General features: G+C 54.0%; 20 protein-coding genes, 1 rRNA gene and 1 other annotated feature. Of the genes, 13 read left to right on the top strand and 8 right to left on the bottom strand.

Annotated features, from left to right (window positions below; all coding sequences use genetic code 11):
* The first annotated feature begins 107 nt into the window (after nucleotides 1-107).
* The 6 genes from rpsP (at nucleotide 108) to AA74_RS0110485 (ending at nucleotide 4,047) form a co-directional block, all read left to right on the top strand.
* Complete coding sequence (rpsP, locus tag AA74_RS0110510; RefSeq protein ID WP_003863133.1) at nucleotides 108-356, top strand: 30S ribosomal protein S16; 249 nt, start codon at nucleotides 108-110, stop codon at nucleotides 354-356.
* A 15-nt stretch (nucleotides 357-371) separates the two neighbouring features.
* Complete coding sequence (gene rimM / locus AA74_RS0110505) at nucleotides 372-911, top strand: ribosome maturation factor RimM (protein ID WP_021241995.1); 540 nt, start codon at nucleotides 372-374, stop codon at nucleotides 909-911.
* A gap of 31 nt (nucleotides 912-942) precedes the next feature.
* Nucleotides 943-1,710: a tRNA (guanosine(37)-N1)-methyltransferase TrmD gene (trmD, locus tag AA74_RS0110500; RefSeq protein ID WP_008502493.1), complete on the top strand. Its 768-nt coding sequence runs from the start codon at nucleotides 943-945 to the stop codon at nucleotides 1,708-1,710.
* 43 nt (nucleotides 1,711-1,753) lie between these two features.
* Nucleotides 1,754-2,101 (top strand): 50S ribosomal protein L19, encoded by a 348-nt coding sequence (gene rplS / locus AA74_RS0110495; protein ID WP_002914145.1) that lies wholly within the window; start codon nucleotides 1,754-1,756, stop codon nucleotides 2,099-2,101.
* Between the two features lie 132 nt (nucleotides 2,102-2,233).
* A complete protein-coding gene (locus tag AA74_RS0110490; protein WP_025912346.1) occupies nucleotides 2,234-2,638 on the top strand; it encodes a DUF2946 domain-containing protein in 405 nt (134 codons plus the stop codon).
* Nucleotides 2,639-2,676: 38 nt separating this feature from the next.
* The gene (locus tag AA74_RS0110485) at nucleotides 2,677-4,047 is read left to right on the top strand and encodes a PepSY domain-containing protein (RefSeq protein WP_025912345.1); all 1,371 of its coding nucleotides are present in this window, start codon (nucleotides 2,677-2,679) and stop codon (nucleotides 4,045-4,047) included.
* A 2-nt stretch (nucleotides 4,048-4,049) separates the two neighbouring features.
* On the opposite strand, the gene AA74_RS0110480 is transcribed toward AA74_RS0110485, so the two are convergent.
* The 4 genes from AA74_RS0110480 to AA74_RS0110465 form a co-directional block, all read right to left on the bottom strand.
* A complete protein-coding gene (locus AA74_RS0110480) occupies nucleotides 4,050-4,535 on the bottom strand; it encodes an OmpA family protein (protein ID WP_008502478.1) in 486 nt (161 codons plus the stop codon).
* 12 nt (nucleotides 4,536-4,547) lie between these two features.
* A complete protein-coding gene (gene dgcN, locus AA74_RS0110475; protein ID WP_021241998.1) occupies nucleotides 4,548-5,768 on the bottom strand; it encodes a diguanylate cyclase DgcN in 1,221 nt (406 codons plus the stop codon).
* Nucleotides 5,761-6,312, bottom strand: coding sequence for a YfiR family protein (locus AA74_RS0110470; protein WP_021241999.1), 552 nt, complete (start codon nucleotides 6,310-6,312; stop codon nucleotides 5,761-5,763). Before AA74_RS0110470 ends, dgcN begins: the two co-directional genes overlap by 8 nt.
* Nucleotides 6,313-6,450: 138 nt before the next feature.
* Nucleotides 6,451-6,825 carry a DUF2799 domain-containing protein gene (locus tag AA74_RS0110465; RefSeq protein WP_025912343.1) on the bottom strand — a complete coding sequence of 125 codons (375 nt, stop codon included), beginning with the start codon at nucleotides 6,823-6,825 and terminating at the stop codon, nucleotides 6,451-6,453.
* Between the two features lie 214 nt (nucleotides 6,826-7,039).
* On the opposite strand from AA74_RS0110465, the gene aroF reads away from it, so the two are divergent.
* From aroF to AA74_RS0110450, 3 genes are read left to right on the top strand one after another with little or no spacing between them, the layout of a single operon-like run.
* A complete protein-coding gene (gene aroF / locus AA74_RS0110460) occupies nucleotides 7,040-8,110 on the top strand; it encodes a 3-deoxy-7-phosphoheptulonate synthase AroF (protein WP_023294341.1) in 1,071 nt (356 codons plus the stop codon).
* A 10-nt stretch (nucleotides 8,111-8,120) separates the two neighbouring features.
* Nucleotides 8,121-9,242, top strand: coding sequence for a bifunctional chorismate mutase/prephenate dehydrogenase (gene tyrA, locus AA74_RS0110455; RefSeq protein WP_008502473.1), 1,122 nt, complete (start codon nucleotides 8,121-8,123; stop codon nucleotides 9,240-9,242).
* 60 nt (nucleotides 9,243-9,302) lie between these two features.
* Entirely contained in the window at nucleotides 9,303-10,175 is an 873-nt protein-coding gene (locus AA74_RS0110450) for an SMP-30/gluconolactonase/LRE family protein (RefSeq protein WP_025912342.1), read from the top strand.
* On the opposite strand, the gene pheA is transcribed toward AA74_RS0110450, so the two are convergent.
* The 4 genes from pheA to bamD form a co-directional block, all read right to left on the bottom strand.
* Nucleotides 10,172-11,332: a bifunctional chorismate mutase/prephenate dehydratase gene (gene pheA, locus AA74_RS0110445; protein ID WP_008502471.1), complete on the bottom strand. Its 1,161-nt coding sequence runs from the start codon at nucleotides 11,330-11,332 to the stop codon at nucleotides 10,172-10,174. The genes AA74_RS0110450 and pheA overlap by 4 nt on opposite strands.
* 30 nt (nucleotides 11,333-11,362) lie before the next feature.
* Nucleotides 11,363-11,488: a sequence feature (Phe leader region), on the bottom strand.
* Complete coding sequence (gene pheL, locus AA74_RS1000000123415; RefSeq protein WP_100249759.1) at nucleotides 11,440-11,487, bottom strand: pheA operon leader peptide PheL; 48 nt, start codon at nucleotides 11,485-11,487, stop codon at nucleotides 11,440-11,442. (Overlaps the previous feature by 48 nt.)
* A gap of 110 nt (nucleotides 11,489-11,598) precedes the next feature.
* On the bottom strand, nucleotides 11,599-11,940 hold the full coding sequence (gene raiA / locus AA74_RS0110440; protein ID WP_008502470.1) for a ribosome-associated translation inhibitor RaiA: 342 nt from the start codon (nucleotides 11,938-11,940) through the stop codon (nucleotides 11,599-11,601).
* Nucleotides 11,941-12,208: 268 nt separating this feature from the next.
* Complete coding sequence (gene bamD, locus AA74_RS0110435; protein ID WP_008502469.1) at nucleotides 12,209-12,946, bottom strand: outer membrane protein assembly factor BamD; 738 nt, start codon at nucleotides 12,944-12,946, stop codon at nucleotides 12,209-12,211.
* Between the two features lie 131 nt (nucleotides 12,947-13,077).
* Between bamD and rluD the strand changes: the two genes are divergently transcribed.
* The 4 genes from rluD to AA74_RS0110415 form a co-directional block, all read left to right on the top strand.
* Nucleotides 13,078-14,058: a 23S rRNA pseudouridine(1911/1915/1917) synthase RluD gene (gene rluD / locus AA74_RS0110430; protein WP_008502468.1), complete on the top strand. Its 981-nt coding sequence runs from the start codon at nucleotides 13,078-13,080 to the stop codon at nucleotides 14,056-14,058.
* On the top strand, nucleotides 14,055-14,786 hold the full coding sequence (gene yfiH, locus AA74_RS0110425) for a purine nucleoside phosphorylase YfiH (RefSeq protein ID WP_023344708.1): 732 nt from the start codon (nucleotides 14,055-14,057) through the stop codon (nucleotides 14,784-14,786). Before rluD ends, yfiH begins: the two co-directional genes overlap by 4 nt.
* 129 nt (nucleotides 14,787-14,915) lie before the next feature.
* Entirely contained in the window at nucleotides 14,916-17,489 is a 2,574-nt protein-coding gene (gene clpB / locus AA74_RS0110420) for an ATP-dependent chaperone ClpB (protein WP_025912341.1), read from the top strand.
* Nucleotides 17,490-17,916: 427 nt separating this feature from the next.
* Nucleotides 17,917-18,080, top strand: a 16S ribosomal RNA gene (locus AA74_RS0110415); the annotation flags it as partial.

Below are 18,080 nucleotides of genomic sequence, written 5' to 3'. Positions count from 1 at the left end.
AGATTGCTTTTTGCCCGAAAATGAGTAAAATTTTCGGGCTTTTAATATGACACCCGGGCTCCGTTCCTCGATGGGGCCCGGTTGTTTTATTCACACAAGAGGATGTTATGGTAACTATTCGTTTAGCACGTCACGGCGCTAAAAAGCGTCCGTTCTACCAGGTTGTTGTGACTGACAGCCGTAATGCACGCAACGGTCGCTTCATCGAGCGCGTTGGTTTCTTCAACCCACTGGCCGCTGGCGCAGAAGAAGAAACTCGTCTGGATCTGGATCGTATCGCTCACTGGGTTGGCCAGGGCGCTACTGTTTCCGATCGCGTTGCTACGCTGATCAAAGCAGCAAACAAAGCAGCTTAATCTGTCACGGTGGTCATGATGAGCAATAAAGCACCTGTTGAACCGATCGTATTGGGAAAAATGGGTTCTTGCTACGGTATCCGTGGTTGGCTCAGAGTGTTTTCCTCCACTGAAGACGCTGATAGCATTTTTAATTACCAGCCCTGGTTTATCCAGAAAGGCGGTAAGTGGGAAGAGGTCGAGCTGGAAAGCTGGCGTCACCACAATCAGGACATCATCATCAAGCTGAAAGGCGTTGACGATCGTGATGCCGCGAATGCGCTGACTAATTGTGAAATTGTCGTGGATTCGTCGCAGTTGCCACAGCTGGAAGAGGGCGACTACTACTGGAAAGACCTTATGGGTTGCCAGGTAGTCACGACTGAAGGCTACAGCCTGGGGAAAGTCATCGATATGATGGAAACCGGGTCAAATGACGTTCTCGTCATTAAGGCAAACCTGAAAGATGCATTTGGCATCAAGGAGCGGTTGGTCCCGTTCCTCGATGGACAGGTTATCAAGAAAGTCGATCTCACTACTCAAACCATTGAAGTAGATTGGGATCCTGGTTTTTAAATTCTCCGGATAAACGGTAAAAGACGGCGCTATGTGGATTGGCATAATTAGCCTGTTTCCTGAAATGTTCCGCGCGATTACCGATTACGGGGTAACTGGCCGGGCAGTAAAGAATGGCCTGCTGAGCATCCAGAGCTGGAGTCCTCGTGACTTTACTCATGACCGGCACCGTACCGTGGACGATCGTCCTTACGGCGGCGGACCGGGGATGCTAATGATGGTGCAACCCTTACGGGACGCCATTCACACAGCAAAAGCCGCGGCAGGTGAAGGCGCAAAGGTGATTTATCTGTCACCTCAGGGACGCAAGCTTGATCAAGCGGGCGTGAGCGAACTGGCGACGAATCAAAAGCTGATTCTGGTCTGTGGTCGCTACGAAGGGATAGATGAGCGCGTAATTCAAACCGAGATTGACGAAGAATGGTCTATCGGCGATTACGTTCTCAGCGGTGGTGAGTTACCCGCAATGACGCTGATTGACTCTGTCGCCCGGTTCATTCCGGGAGTACTGGGCCATGAAGCTTCGGCAACGGAAGATTCCTTTGCCGATGGGTTGCTGGACTGTCCACACTATACCCGTCCTGAAGTGTTAGAAGGGATGGAAGTCCCGGCAGTGTTACTGTCAGGAAACCATGCCGAGATACGTCGCTGGCGTTTGAAGCAGTCGCTGGGCCGAACCTGGCTTAGAAGACCTGAACTTCTGGAAAACCTGGCTCTGACTGAAGAGCAAGCAAAGTTGCTGGCCGAGTTCAAAACTGAACACGCGCAACAGCAGCATGAACATGATGGGAATGCGTAATACGCTCCCGAATATCAGTTTACCCAGGATAAGAGATTAAATTATGAGCAACATTATTAAGCAACTTGAACAAGAGCAGATGAAGCAGGACGTACCTTCCTTCCGTCCAGGTGACACCGTGGAAGTGAAAGTATGGGTTGTTGAAGGTTCCAAAAAACGTCTGCAGGCATTCGAGGGCGTGGTTATCGCTATTCGTAACCGCGGTCTGCACTCTGCATTCACTGTTCGTAAAATTTCCAACGGCGAAGGCGTTGAGCGTGTCTTCCAGACTCACTCTCCGGTAGTTGACAGCATTGCTGTTAAACGTCGTGGTGCTGTACGTAAAGCTAAACTGTACTACCTGCGTGAGCGTACTGGTAAGTCTGCTCGTATTAAAGAGCGTCTGAACTAAGATTCGCTTAAGCGACATCCTGTTAGAAAGGGCTGGCCGAAAGGCTGGCCCTTTTTTTATCCCATCGCACCTCTCGCGTTAACCCTTTTGTCATAAATCATTTACAATGCTTGCCTCTTGTATGGAGGGGAAGTGGATAACGTACTGCATCAGCCTGACCGGAAACGCGCAGCGGCATTGACCGCGCTGTTCGCGATCCTGCTGATCGTGGTAGCACCCCTTATCTCCGTCTCATTGCAGAAAGATCCCATGAGCGCCATGCCGGGCATGCATCATGACATGAGCATGATGTTGATGGACGAGCATCACGGCGATATGCCGCACACGATGCCCGTCGACCATGCGGAAGCGTGCGGCTACTGCGTGCTGTTAGCGCATGTCCCTGGCGTGATGCTGGCGCTCATCGTCCTGCTCAGCGTGGTGCTACAGAGGCTTCGCGTTAAGCCGCCGCGTCAGGCGGTCAAGCACTGGCACTTCTTCCCCTGGCTTTACCCTGATACCCGCGCGCCGCCGCGGCAGTCTGCTTTTTCCCAATAAAAAAATATCGATAACTTTTTGCCTTAAAAAGGAAAAGTATGACTACCTGCACCTCGCGCGCGGCATGGGGAAACCTGCTGCGTCGCCTTCATTTCTACGTTGGGCTGTTTGTCGGCCCGTTTATCTTCTTCGCCGCGCTGACCGGGACGTTGTATGTGGCGACCCCACAGCTGGAAAACGCGCTCTACCGGCACGCGCTCCACGCGGATTCTATGGGCGAGCCACATCCTCTGGCGGAACAAATCGCCGTGGCGGAAAAAACCGTTGGATCAGATTTACGTTTGCACGCCGTTCGTCCGGGGCTGGTTGAGGGCGAAACCACCCGCGTGATGTTCGCTGACCCGAAACTTGGGCCATCGGAGAACCGGGCTATCTTTATCGATCCGGTAAGCCTGACGGTGCTGGGAGATCTGACGGTATACGGCACCAGCGGGATTTTACCCCTGCGTCAGACCATTGATTACCTGCATACGTCCCTGATGCTGGGCGACATTGGGCGCCTTTACAGCGAGCTTGCGGCCTCGTGGATGTGGGTCGCCGCGCTGGGCGGTATTGCCCTGTGGTGTTATACCCGGCCCAAACGGCGGATCAACAATCGCTTCCAGAACCGGCGTCGGGTACACGTGACGCTGGGCTGGAGCCTGCTGGGTGGAATGCTGCTGTTCTCCGCAACCGGCCTGACCTGGTCCCAGTGGGCTGGCGGAAACGTGGATAAGCTGCGTGCAGAGATGAACTGGCTCACCCCGCAGGTGAACACGACGCTATCCGGCCAACATGAGGTCATGGATGAACATGCCGAACACCGCGGTCATCACGGTGGAATGGTGATGCCGGAAATGGCGATGAATTTGACGCAGTTTGACGGCGTGTTAAGCGCGGCGCGTAACGCGGGTATTGATGCCAGCAAGCTGGAGATCCGCCCGGCGAAAACGAGGGATCGCGCCTGGACCGTGACGGAAATCGATCGCAGCTGGCCAACTCAGGTGGACGCCGTGGCGGTTGATCCTCATACGATGCAGGTACTGGACAGGACCCGATTCGAGGATTTTCCGCTAATGGCAAAACTGACCCGCTGGGGCGTGGATTTCCATATGGGGATCTTATTCGGCCTGGCGAACCAGCTGCTGCTGGTTGCGTTCGGCCTTGCCCTGTGCGTGCTCATTATCTGGGGATACCGAATGTGGTGGATGCGTCGTCCGGCGCAATCGGCAGTGAGTCCGGTACAGACGCTTTGCCAGAGCTGGCTTGCCTTGTCAGTGTGGGGAAGAGGCGTTACGGTGTTAATCAGCGTACTGTTGGGACTGGCATTGCCGGTCATGGGCGTGAGTCTGGCGCTGTTTGTTCTGGTGGACTGGCTGCGCTGGCGAGCGGCAACCAGGGTGACGCTCGCCGAATCCTCCGCTAAATAGCCTTATGGCGTGCTGATTACCACTGCGACGCGGCGGTTTTCAGCGCGCCCTTGTGAGGTACTGTTGCTCGCAACCGGATATTTTTGACCTAATCCCCGCGTGGTGAGATTGCTGCGCGGGATATTTGCCCCCTTCGCCCAGGCATCGGCCACGGCGTTGGCGCGTTTTAACGAGAGCGCTTCGTTGTAGCTCTCTTCCCCGTAGTTATCCGTGTGACCGTCCATTCGCGCGTGGGTCAGGCCGGTTTCCGCCAGGCGAGAGGCCATGGACTGGATCTGCGTTTCACTCTCCGATCGCAGCCTGGCGTCATTTTTATCAAACAGGATGGTGTCCGACATCCCAAGCGACCAGTCACCGTTCAGTTCGTTAAAACCGTAAGACTTCATCGCCGCAATTTGCTCAGGAGTGAATTTGCCTTCCGGCGGCGACTGGCAGCCTGCCAGAACCAGTGAGGCCAGGACTAAGGGCGCGAAGTAACGTTTTAACATAGTGTATCCTTTCTAACTTATTGTTTTCGTACGCTGGTTTTTAACCTGGTACATGTTGCGGTCAGCCCTCTCCAGTAATGCTTCCACGGAAGTATTTTCCCACGCCAGAGCAAAGCCAATGCTGAGTGACATCGATGCTTTTTGTCCGTTATGAAGATCAAACGGACGGATAAACTGCTGCGAAAGCGCAGCACAAATATGTTGAACCTCAAGCTCAGAGTGCACGCCGTACAGCACCATGGCAAATTCGTCACCGCCAAGACGGTAGGACTGATGACGTTTGTCGCCAAACTCCATCATCCTGCTGGCGACTTCGATCAGCACGCAGTCTCCTGCCGCGTGTCCCCAGGTGTCGTTAATAAACTTAAAATTATCACCGTCGAGGAAGAGCAGGGCCGAGTTTGTTCTGGCTGAAGGGTCATTCATTAATGCCGCAATGCTGTTACGAAACGCCGCGCGGTTGGCAAGACCGGTAAGCGGGTCGTGCATGGCGGTCCGCAACAGCTGGGCATTTTTCGCCTGAAGCTTCAGCTGCCACTCTTCCATTTCATCCAGAAGACTATTGAAGTCTTCGCCAAATTGGTGAAATTCTTCGATACGGCCGTCTTTCACCCGGCGGGAGAAATTTCGGTTCGTGCGCACGTCATGAACGACGTCGGTAATGTTCTGCAGGGCCGTGACCATTCCACGATGCAAAGACTGGGTAATGACGAGCGCGACCACGGCGGCAAAGAGAATGCAGCCGGTCAGTACGGCAAACGACGTCCAGATGAAATGGCTGATCAGACTGTCACGCGCGGTAAGGCGGATTTCGCCGATCGTTAAGCCGTTATGCATGATGGGCTGCGCAACCGGTACGGGGAAAAGCCAGCGGCTGACCAGCGCGCCCAGCGTGTCGTTGTTATCTTCCGGGTTCCAGGACCAGTAGGCGAACCGCTTTTTATGCGCATTAATCACCTCCGCCGCGGCAAACTGCCCCTGTTTGCCCAGGGCGGCAAGCGTTTCGTTGGCCGCCAGCGAGTCGTTGAAAACCAGCGAGGCTTCCAGGCTGTGGCTCATCGTGGCCCCGGTTAATTCAAGGTTCTTTTGCGCGTATTGTTTTAACGTCACAACGGAAGCAAAACAGAGCAACAGCCATATTAACGTCATCGTGATAATGACGCTTATCATGCTGTTTCGCCTCAACGTTCTTTTAAACGTCGGACGTGGCGTTGATGTGAAATCTTTATCCATGCTGCTTATTCCGTGCCAGCATTAATACATCCGGATTGACTCTTACGCCACTGCGCGTCAATGCATCCAGGTTGACGGAGAACCGGACCTGGCCGCGATCGATCATCAGGCAAAAGGCACTGCCAATTACACATTCCGGATTTTGCTCTGAGATTAATAGCAATGCTCTGCCCTGATATTGGCTTATTAATTCAAGTTGTTTTGCCGGTGATTCAGACCCGAAATAAATCGCATCGCACGTCGCGGCCAGGGCTTCCCGATCGTTATGTACAATAGCGGGAGTATAGGGTAACTCGTTGTGCCCTTCGTCGCCGCTAAGCGCGTGCGTATAGTGAGAAGTGGCATAGATGCAGAGTTTAGGCTGCCCGGATAGTGACGGCCATCGCGTATAGCTCACAATGCCTGAGACTATCGAGCGTACCGATTTATCCGTTTCCGTGAGCGTGCCTGCCGTCGCTGGGCCCACCATAATGAACAGCATTAACACCAGAGTGAGTCGGAAAAAAGAGATCAAGAATAAATTTCTCACCAGAATCCGCCACATCGCTCTGGAAATAGATGTCCTTAAGAGTTGCGGGCAGAATACCATTGTTTATCAGAGCCGTCATTATGTCAGAAATAGCCTCAGGTCAACCTAAGCTAAATCCTACTGTTGTTTATTTTCCGGTGATTAAAAACAGACTTAATTGAGTCTGCTGGAGCGCATACTTTCATCCATCCCTTTTTGCCATGACGCACGCAGTTTTGCCGCGTTTTCAGCAGTATCGCAACTGGCAGGGAAAGATTTGCCCGCTAATCCCCAGTCGTGAATAAACCCTTCTTCGCAGACTCTCTTCTGACCATCGGCATAGCCGCGAAGATATTCACTACGATCCACGTGGGTGTCGTTAAAACTATCGGCCAGGGTCTGGTTATCTTTAACCGGCAGGCCATTCATGGCGTCTTCTTTACCGGCATCAAACCAGGATGGACTGGTCCAGTCGGGCTGGAAGGTATAAGGATTGATCTGGCAGCCCGTTAAAAACAGCGACAACAGCGTGAGAGCAATTGAACGCATAGCCATTCTCCTTTTTACTTCAGCATAGCCTGGCTTAAGAAAGTATACCTGTAATTTAAACTTTACGTTTTTGACGGCTGATTTTTGCAATAAATTGGCTACTGTAAAGTAATGTGTACGTATTTTGGATTGAAATGTTTACTTTTTATGGTATCGTGGTTTCACCTCATTGAGGAAAACAACTATCGCAAACGAGCTTTACAGGATCGCCATCATGCAAAAAGACGCGCTGAACAACGTACATATCACTGACGAACAGGTTTTAATTACTCCGGATCAGCTGAAAGCAGAATTTCCGCTGAGCGTCGCGCAGGAGGCTCAGATTGAGCACTCGCGCCAGACCATTTCTGACATCATCGCCGGCCGCGATCCGCGCCTGCTGGTGGTGTGTGGTCCTTGCTCTATTCACGATCCTGAAGCCGCCATTGAGTACGCTCGTCGATTTAAAGCATTAGCGGAGGAGGTCAGCGATAGCCTCTACCTGGTGATGCGCGTCTATTTTGAGAAGCCACGTACTACCGTTGGCTGGAAAGGGTTGATTAACGATCCGCACATGGATGGCTCGTTTGATGTGGAAGCAGGCCTGAAGATTGCGCGTCGCCTGCTGGTGGAGCTGGTCAGCATGGGGCTGCCGCTGGCAACCGAAGCGCTGGATCCGAACAGCCCGCAATACCTTGGCGATCTGTTCAGCTGGTCCGCGATTGGCGCGCGTACCACGGAATCGCAAACCCACCGCGAGATGGCGTCTGGCCTGTCGATGCCGGTTGGTTTTAAAAACGGTACCGATGGCAGCCTGGCGACGGCGATCAACGCCATGCGCGCGGCCGCCATGCCGCACCGTTTCGTCGGTATCAACCAGGCGGGCCAGGTCTGCCTCCTGCAAACGCAGGGTAACCCGGACGGGCACGTGATCCTGCGCGGCGGGAAAGCCCCGAACTACAGTCCGGCGGACGTGGCGCAGTGTGAAAAAGAGATGGAGCAGGCGGGACTGCGCCCGGCACTGATGGTAGATTGCAGTCATGGTAATTCGAATAAAGATTACCGTCGTCAGCCTGCGGTTGCGGAATCCGTGGTCGCCCAGATCAAAGATGGCAACCGTTCGATTATCGGTCTGATGATTGAGAGCAATATTCATGAAGGCAATCAATCATCTGAACAACCGCGCAGCGCCATGAAGCACGGCGTCTCCGTGACGGATGCCTGCATCAGCTGGGAAACCACCGATGCACTGCTGCGTGAGATCCATAAAGATTTAAGCGGCCAGCTGGCGACGCGTCTGGCTTAAGAGGGTAGTTATGGTTGCTGAATTGACCGCACTGCGCGATCAAATTGATGAAGTGGATAAGGCGCTGCTGGATCTGCTGGCGCGCCGCATGGCGCTGGTTGCCGAAGTCGGTGAGGTGAAAAGCAAATACGGCCTGCCGATTTACGTCCCGGAGCGCGAAGCCTCAATGCTGGCCTCCCGTCGCAAAGAGGCGCAGGCGCTGGGCGTTTCGCCGGACTTGATTGAAGACGTCCTGCGTCGCGTGATGCGGGAATCCTATTCCAGCGAAAACGACAAGGGGTTCAAAACCCTTTGCCCGACCCTGCGGCCGGTGGTGATTGTCGGCGGGGCAGGACAGATGGGGCGTCTGTTTGAAAAAATGCTGACGCTTTCTGGCTATCAGGTGCGCATTCTGGAAAAAGAGGACTGGGCGCAGGCGCCGGAGCTCATGAAAGATGCCGGGATGGTTATCGTCAGCGTGCCGATCCACGTGACGGAGCAGATCGTCGGGAAGCTTCCTCCTTTACCGAAAGACTGTATCCTGGTGGATCTGGCCTCCGTCAAAAATGGTCCGCTGCAGGCAATGCTGGCTGCGCATACCGGGCCGGTGCTGGGTCTGCACCCGATGTTTGGTCCGGACAGCGGCAGCCTGGCTAAGCAGGTGGTGGTTTACTGCGACGGTCGTCAGCCGGAAGCCTATCAGTGGTTCCTGGAACAAATTCAGGTATGGGGCGCGCGACTGCACCGCATCAGCGCGGTTGAGCACGACCAGAACATGGCGTTCATTCAGGCGCTGCGCCACTTTGCGACGTTTGCCTACGGCCTGCATCTGGCGGAAGAGAACGTGCAGCTTGAACAGCTGCTGGCGCTCTCTTCACCTATCTATCGTCTGGAGCTGGCGATGGTTGGACGTCTGTTCGCGCAGGATCCGCAGCTGTACGCGGACATCATTATGTCTTCCGAAAACAACCTGGCTCTGATCAAGCGCTACTATCAGCGCTTTGGAGAAGCCATTACGCTGCTTGAGCACGGAGACAAGCAGGCGTTTATCGATAGCTTCCGCAAGGTCGAGCACTGGTTTGGCGATTATGCGCAGCGTTTCCAGAATGAGAGCCGGACGTTGTTGCGCCAGGCAAATGACAGTCGCCAGTAATGCGATGATGTATATACTGAAAGCCAGCAATGCTGGCTTTTTTCATTTTGGGGAACTGTCATGGCTGAACCGCAGCTGCTGTTGAATTACACCGGGCATTTGCCTGAATGCCCGACATGGAGCGCCGAAGAGCAGGCGCTCTACTGGGCCGATATTCTGGAAGGCGAGATCCACCGCTACCATCTGCCGACGGCGGAACACACCGTACTCTCTTTCCACGAGGAGGTGGGGTGTTTCGCGCTGCGTGAGCAGGGTGGTTTTATCGTTGCGATGCGAACGGGTATCTGGCTGACCGATAAACACGGCCTGCTGCGCCGCAAGGTGTGTGATAACCCCTCTAACCCGCAGCTGGCGCGTTTTAACGATGGAGGCACCGACCATCTGGGCCGGTTCTATGCGGGCACGTTCTGGGGGCCGGGAGATTACAACGGCGCCCTGCTGATGCGCATCGACAACGACCTGACGCCGAAGGTGATCCAGTGCGATATCCACGGGCATAACGGCCTGGCGTTTAGCCCGGATAAGCAGTGGATGTTTACCTCAGATACGCCAAACGGTGTGATCTACCGTACCCCGCTTGATGAGCAGGGCGAACCGGGTAAGCGAGAGGTGTTTCGTCAGTTTAAAGAGGGCGAGGGGATACCGGACGGCGCGGCGATGGATGTGGAAGGCTGTTACTGGAGCGCGATGTTTGACGGCTGGCGCATCGCGCGTTTTTCACCGCAAGGGGAGCAGCTGGAAGAGTATCGCATGCCGGTGCGTTGCCCGACGATGGTCTGCTTTGGCGGCGATGATATGAAAACGCTTTTTATTACCACCACGCGGGAAAATATGGATGCGGAGGAGGTGGCGAAATATCCGCTCTCCGGCGCCATCTTCACCCTGCCGATGAGCGTGGCAGGGATGAAGAAAAGCCGTTTTATCGAACGTTAGATTGGATCGACCGGGACGACGTTTTCGCTCGGATAGCAGCCCAGCACTTTCATAGAGCGGGTGATTTCGCCCAGCTCGCGCAGGGCTTTCTGCATGGAAGCAGACTCCAGGTTGGCCTGGATATCAAGGTAGAACATCTCTTCCCACGGGTTACCGTGGATTGGGCGCGATTCCAGCCGGGTCATGATCAGATTGTGATTACGCAGCACCAGAAGGGCTTCAACCAGTGCACCGGCCTGTTGGCCGGTGGCCATCAGCAGCGTAGTCTTGGCCGGTACCTGGTCAGACACATTGATTGCCTTGCGGGCCAGCACCACGAAGCGGGTAATATTTTGCGTCTGGTTCGCCAGGTTGCGTTCCAGCACCTGTAAACCATACAGCGCGCCGCCCGCTTCGCTGCCCAGCGCCGCAACGTTGGGGGAGTTCGCCTGGGCGACTTTTTCCATCGCCGCCGAGGTGCTTTCGGTGTACTCAATTTTCCAGTTCGGATAGCGGTTCAGGAACTGGCTGCACTGCTGGAACGGCTGCGGGTGGCTGTAGACCGTTTCGATCGTGTTCAGGTCCGTTGAGCCGGAGACCAGCACGCAGTGATCGATAGGGATCGTCAGCTCGCCGACCAGCGACAGGCTGGTGTGCTGCAGCAAATCGTAGACGTCGTTGATGGCGCCGGAGCTGGTGTTTTCAATCGGCACCACGGCGTAATCCGCCTGGCCGGTCTCGACCTGGTTAAAAATGTCGGCAAACTTCGCGCAGCCGCTTTCAATAAATTCTTCGAAATGGCGAGCGGCATACTGACGTGCGGCCAGGTGAGAATAAGAGCCCTTTGGCCCGAGGAAAGCGATACGCGCAGAGTGCGGATTGGTTTTATTGAGGTGCTGCTGGAGTAGCGCTTGCTGGGTCAGAACGGAGTCTTCGATGATGAGCTGGAACAGCCGGGTAATGTAGTGGGCATCGAGATGATGCGCTTTGCCGAGCTGAATGAGACGTTCCAGCAGATCCCGCTCGCGGTCGATATCACGGACCGGACGATGGGAGTCCAGCTTGGCTTTGCCCACTTCAACGGCGAGGGAGCGGCGTTCGGCCAGCAGCGCCAGCAGTTTCTCATCCAGCGCGCTGATTTTTACGCGCAGATCCAGTAACGGGTTTTCCGGTGTCATAGTGTTGCCTGTCTCATCTTATCGTTATCAATAAAAAAGGCCCCCCGGTGTGGGAGGCCTTGTTGTTCGTCTTCGCATTCTTTATCACACGACGAAACGCCTCCCGTTCAGGGGAAGGTAAAAAAGAATGCGAAGAAGAACGGCGTAAGTTTCATAAAGTCATCCTGTGAGTGATATCGTTAAAGTACCCGTACTGTTTTCACCCTGTCAATAAAAAACAAAAAACGCGCCCGAAGGCGCGTTGGCGGTACACTCAATTTAAAGGATTACTCTTCTTCAACTTCTTCCGCGAAGCTGGCGTCTTTCACCGACGTTGTGGCGCGACGGGCTTCACCTTTGTGTTGCACTTTATTGAGCTGCCGTTCCAGCTTGTTGATCAAATCGTTTATAGCGGTGTACATATCCTCATGTTTTGCGCTGGCGACCAGATGGCCGTTTGGAGTATTGATAGTTGCGTCAGCGATGAAACCCTGCGGCTCCTTGGACAGGATGATATGTGGATTAATCAAATGTGTTTGCCATTTATCCAGTTTGGCGAGACGGTCTGCGACGTGCTGGCGAATTGCCGGAGTAATTTCCATTTGTTTACTGGTAATGTTCATTGTCATAAATTTTACCTCTTGTCTTTCCGTCTTGGTGATTCCAGCATACCCGACCTAATGTCAAAATGTGTGATTTAGATCACGTTATTTTGTCGGTTTTTGTCAGGGAATCTTTTTTGTGAGGCAGGGCAGGAAGAGGTGAGATTTACCTTGTAGAAGGCAAAAATTGAGGACATAGTTGACTGGATGTGTTGAGGCTAACGCGCTTCAGCGACGCTCAGAAACGAATAAAAAAACGGCAGCCTTCGGGCTGCCGTTTTGCATTGAGGCAAAATCAGGTGTTGCTGCTGTTCGCGGCGATGATTTTCGCCACTTTTTCAGCCTGAGCGGTCATCTGCATCTGACGGTAAGCATTTTCCATCAGCTTCAGGCCGTCGCGCGTTGCCTGAGTATCCGGGTAATCACGCAGCATACCTTCTACGCGGTTAACCACGGCAACCCATGCGCCACGGCGGGTATAGTAGTCCGCCACGGAGTATTCATATTTCGCCAGACGATCTTTCAGGAACACCAGACGCTTGGTGGCGTCGGTCACGTACTGGCTGTTTGGATAGCCGCGCACCAGTTTAGAGAAGTCATTGAAGGCGTCACGCGCATGCTGCGGGTCACGGTCGGAACGATCCACGCCGAAGAAGCCCTGCAGCGCACTGTCATCCAGCGCCATGTTGGTGAGCCCGCGCATGTACATCACATAGTCGATGTTAGGATGAGTCGGGTTCAGACGCATGAAACGATCGATGGTTGCCTGAGCCAGCGGTAGATCGGCATTTTTATAGTATGCGTAGATGAGATCTAACTGTACCTGCTGCGAATACGGACCAAATGGATAGCGATTATCCAACGCTTCCAGTTGCGTTATCGCCTGTTTCCAGTTACCGTCCTGCAACTTTTGTTGTGCAGTCGCATAGATTTCATTCGGCGGATTGTCAGGGACCTGTTCATTTGAACCGGAGCAGCCCACCAAAGCCAGGCTCAACGTGGCCGCTGCCACCAGATATTTCATGCGCGTCATGACGTTTTGACTTTCCTCAAATGTTTGTCCGGGAGAAACTCTGTTCCTGCTCCCGATTAAGACCAGCTACAATAGCACACTATATTAAACGGCAAAGCCGTAAAACCCAACGTTAAACGAAGAAGCAGTTTATGGCACAACGAGTAGAACTCACCGCAACAGTCTCCGAAAATCAGCTCGGTCAACGCTTAGATCAGGCTTTGGCCGAATTGTTCCCTGATTATTCGCGTTCACGCATAAAAGAATGGATCCTTGACCAGCGCGTGATGGTAAACGGCAAGATCTGGGACAAACCAAAAGAGAAAGTGTTAGGTGGGGAAGCTGTCGCCATCAATGCTGAAATCGAAGAGGAAATCCGCTTCGAGCCGCAGGATATCCCACTGGACATCGTCTATGAAGATGATGACATTCTGGTGATCAACAAGCCGCGCGACCTGGTTGTTCATCCGGGCGCGGGAAACCCTGACGGTACGGTACTTAACGCACTTCTCCATTACTATCCGCCGATCGCGGATGTTCCGCGCGCGGGCATCGTGCACCGTCTGGATAAAGACACTACCGGTCTGATGGTGGTGGCGAAGACCGTTCCTGCTCAGACCCGTCTGGTGGAGTCGCTGCAGCTGCGCGAAATCACCCGTGAATATGAAGCGGTAGCCATTGGACATATGACTTCTGGCGGGACGGTGGAAGAGCCCATTAGCCGTCACCCGACCAAGCGTACCCATATGTCGGTGCATCCGATGGGTAAACCGGCGGTGACGCATTACCGCATTATGGAGCACTTCCGTATTCATACGCGCCTGCGTCTGCGTCTGGAGACCGGACGTACTCACCAGATCCGCGTGCATATGGCCCACATTACCCATCCGCTGGTGGGGGATCAGGTCTACGGTGGTCGTCCGCGTCCGCCTAAAGGCGCATCGGATGAGTTCATCAGCGTATTGCGTAAATTCGATCGTCAGGCGCTGCACGCGACCATGCTGCGTCTTTATCACCCTATCACCGGTATTCAGATGGAGTGGCATGCGCCTATCCCGCAGGATATGGTGGACCTTATTGACGCCATGCGTGCTGATTTCGAAGAACATAAGGATCAAGTGGACTGGTTATGACCAAACTGATTGTCCCGGAGTGGCCATTGCCTGCCGGCGTGGCTGCCTGCAGTTCAACCCGCACTGGCGGTGTGAGTCAGGGCGCGTGGGCGTCGTTGAACCTCGGCGCACACTGTGGCGATAACCTGGAACACGTGGAAGAGAACCGCAGGCGTCTGTTTGCAGCGGGGAACCTGCCGTCGAAACCGGTCTGGCTGGAACAGGTTCATGGCAAGGCGGTGCTGAAGTTGACGGGAGAGCCCTATGCTTCCAAACGCGCTGATGCCTCTTACAGCAATACGCCGGGAACCGTTTGTGCCGTAATGACCGCCGATTGTCTGCCAGTGCTGTTCTGCAACCGTGCAGGCACCGAGGTGGCTGCAGCGCACGCGGGCTGGCGTGGACTGTGTGAAGGCGTGCTGGAAGAAACCGTCGCCTGCTTTAAGGATGAGCCCGCCAATATTATGGCCTGGCTTGGCCCGGCCATTGGCCCTCGCGCTTTTGAAGTGGGGCCGGAAGTTCGCGAAGCCTTTATGGAAAAAGATCCGCAAGCGGTGGACGCCTTCCTGCCTTCGGGGGATAAATATCTGGCCGATATTTACCAGCTCGCCCGCCAGCGCCTGAACCGCGTCGGCGTGACGCAGATCTTCGGCGGCGATCGCTGCACCTTCACCGAAAAGGGTGATTTTTTCTCTTATCGCCGCGACAAGACGACGGGCCGTATGGCAAGTTTCATTTGGCTGATATAACCTAAAGAATCAAGACGATCCGGCACGTGCCGTTTTCTTTTCACATAATTCAGGTCATTAACCTTGAATAATTGAGGGATGACCTCATTTAATCTCCAGTAGCAAATTTGACCTGTTATGGGAGGAGTTATGCGTCTGGATCGTCTTACTAATAAATTCCAGCTTGCTCTCGCCGATGCCCAGTCCCTCGCACTGGGGCACGACAACCAATTTATCGAACCTCTTCATCTAATGAGCGCCTTGCTGAATCAGGAAGGGGGATCGGTACGTCCTTTATTAACGTCCGCTGGCATTAATGCTGGCCAGTTACGCACCGCTATCGATCAGGCGCTGAGCCGTTTACCGCAGGTCGAAGGGACCGGCGGCGACGTTCAGCCGTCGCAGGATCTGGTGCGTGTCCTGAACCTTTGCGACAAGCTGGCGCAAAAACGTGGGGACAATTTTATTTCGTCAGAGCTGTTTGTTCTGGCGGCGCTTGAATCACGCGGTACCTTGACCGACCTGCTGAAATCCGCCGGTGCGACCACCGCCAATGTGACTCAGGCGATTGAGAACATGCGCGGAGGTGAAAGCGTGAACGATCAGGGAGCCGAAGACCAACGTCAGGCTTTGAAGAAATTTACGGTCGATCTGACCGAGCGTGCTGAACAGGGCAAACTTGACCCGGTGATCGGCCGTGATGAAGAAATCCGCCGTACCATTCAGGTACTGCAACGTCGTACCAAGAACAACCCGGTACTGATAGGTGAACCGGGTGTCGGTAAAACCGCGATTGTTGAAGGGCTGGCGCAGCGTATTGTGAACGGTGAAGTGCCGGAAGGCCTGAAAGGCCGCCGCGTACTGGCGCTGGACATGGGCGCGCTGGTGGCCGGTGCGAAATACCGCGGTGAGTTTGAAGAGCGTCTGAAAGGCGTGCTGAACGATCTGGCGAAACAGGAAGGTAACGTCATCCTGTTTATCGACGAGCTGCACACCATGGTCGGTGCCGGTAAGGCAGACGGCGCAATGGATGCCGGGAACATGCTGAAACCTGCACTGGCGCGCGGTGAACTTCACTGCGTCGGTGCCACCACGCTGGATGAGTACCGTCAGTACATTGAGAAAGATGCTGCGCTGGAACGTCGTTTCCAAAAAGTATTTGTTGCCGAGCCAAGCGTTGAAGATACCATCGCGATCCTGCGTGGTCTGAAAGAGCGTTATGAACTGCACCACCATGTGCAGATCACTGACCCGGCCATCGTTGCGGCGGCGACGCTTTCGCATCGTTATATTGCTGACCGTCAGCTGCCGGATAAAGCCATCGACCTGATTGATGAAGCGGCGTCGAGCATTCGTATGCAGATTGACTCGAAGCCGGAAGAGCTGGACCGACTCGACCGACGCATCATTCAGCTCAAGCTGGAACAGCAGGCGCTGAAGAAAGAGTCTGATGAAGCCAGTAAGAAACGTCTCGATATGCTCAATGAAGAACTGGACGATAAAGAGCGCCAGTATTCTGAGCTGGAAGAAGAGTGGAAAGCCGAGAAAGCCTCCCTTTCTGGTACGCAGACCATCAAAGCTGAACTCGAACAGGCAAAAATTGCCATTGAGCAGGCGCGACGCGTGGGCGACCTGGCGCGAATGTCAGAGCTGCAGTACGGCAAAATTCCTGAGCTGGAAAAACAGCTTGAGATTGCGACGCAGTCAGAAGGAAAAACGATGCGTCTGTTACGTAATAAAGTGACGGATGCCGAGATTGCGGAAGTGCTTGCCCGCTGGACCGGTATTCCGGTGGCGCGCATGCTGGAAGGCGAGCGTGAAAAACTGCTGCGCATGGAGAACGATCTCCACAATCGTGTGATTGGCCAGAACGAAGCGGTTGAAGCGGTTTCGAATGCTATTCGTCGTAGTCGTGCAGGGCTGTCCGATCCGAACCGTCCGATTGGTTCATTCCTGTTCCTGGGGCCGACGGGTGTCGGTAAAACCGAGCTGTGCAAAGCGCTGGCTAACTTTATGTTCGACAGCGACGATGCGATGGTGCGTATCGACATGTCAGAGTTTATGGAGAAACACTCCGTCTCGCGTCTGGTCGGGGCGCCTCCAGGATATGTGGGTTATGAAGAAGGTGGGTACCTGACAGAAGCGGTGCGTCGTCGTCCTTATTCCGTCATCCTGCTGGATGAGGTGGAAAAAGCGCATCCGGATGTGTTCAACATCCTGCTTCAGGTGCTGGACGATGGTCGTCTGACCGACGGGCAGGGGAGAACGGTCGACTTCCGTAATACGGTTGTCATTATGACGTCGAACCTGGGTTCCGATTTGATTCAGGAACGTTTCGGTGAACTGGACTACAGCCACATTAAGGATCTGGTGCTGGGTGTGGTAAGCCATAACTTCCGTCCGGAGTTCATCAACCGTATTGATGAAGTGGTGGTATTCCATCCTCTGGGTGAGAAACACATTGCGTCGATTGCGCAGATCCAGCTGCAGCGTCTGTACAAACGTCTGGAAGAGCGTGGATATGAAATTCACATCTCCGACGATGCGCTGAAACTGCTGAGTAAGAATGGTTACGATCCGGTGTACGGTGCGCGTCCATTGAAACGTGCTATCCAGCAGCAGATCGAAAACCCGCTGGCGCAGCAGATCCTCTCCGGGGAACTGGTTCCTGGTAAAATTATCCGTCTGGAAGCCAACGACGATCGTATTGTGGCAGTGCAGTAAGTCACAAAACGCAAAAACGAGCCGCTTGCGGCTCGTTTTTGTTTAAAAACCAGGCGAAAATTGAGGTCTGGAGTGAGGTTTGCCTGGAAAGTGAGCAGTCAGTAAATAATTTTCACTTTATCCTTGCAGGTTCGGAATTACTCCCTATAATGCGCCTCCACTGACACGGAATAACGGCACACACGCCGCCGGGTCAGCAGAGAATAGCGAAAATAAACGCTTGACTCTGAAGCGGGAAAGCGTAATATGCACACCCCGCGCCGCAGCGAAAACGAAGCGGCACTGCTCTTTAACAATTTATCAGACAATCTGTGTGGGCACTCAAAGTGACATGGATTCTTAACGTCCTCGGACGAAAAATGAATACCAAGTCTCTGAGTGAACATACGTAATTCATTACGAAGTTTAATTCACGAGCATCAAACTTAAATTGAAGAGTTTGATCATGGCTCAGATTGAACGCTGGCGGCAGGCCTAACACATGCAAGTCGAGCGGTAACACAGGGGGCTTGCTCCTGGGTGACGAGCGGCGGACGGGTGAGTAATGTCTGGGAAACTGCCTGATGGAGGGGGATAACTACTGGAAACGGT

It is taken from the genome of Enterobacter sp. 5-4 (assembly GCF_000612205.1).
In the GTDB taxonomy this organism is placed as follows: Bacteria; Pseudomonadota; Gammaproteobacteria; order Enterobacterales; family Enterobacteriaceae; genus Enterobacter; species Enterobacter roggenkampii.
Note: the sequence above shows the minus strand (reverse complement) of the source record. Positions and strands in the feature narration are given on the sequence as shown.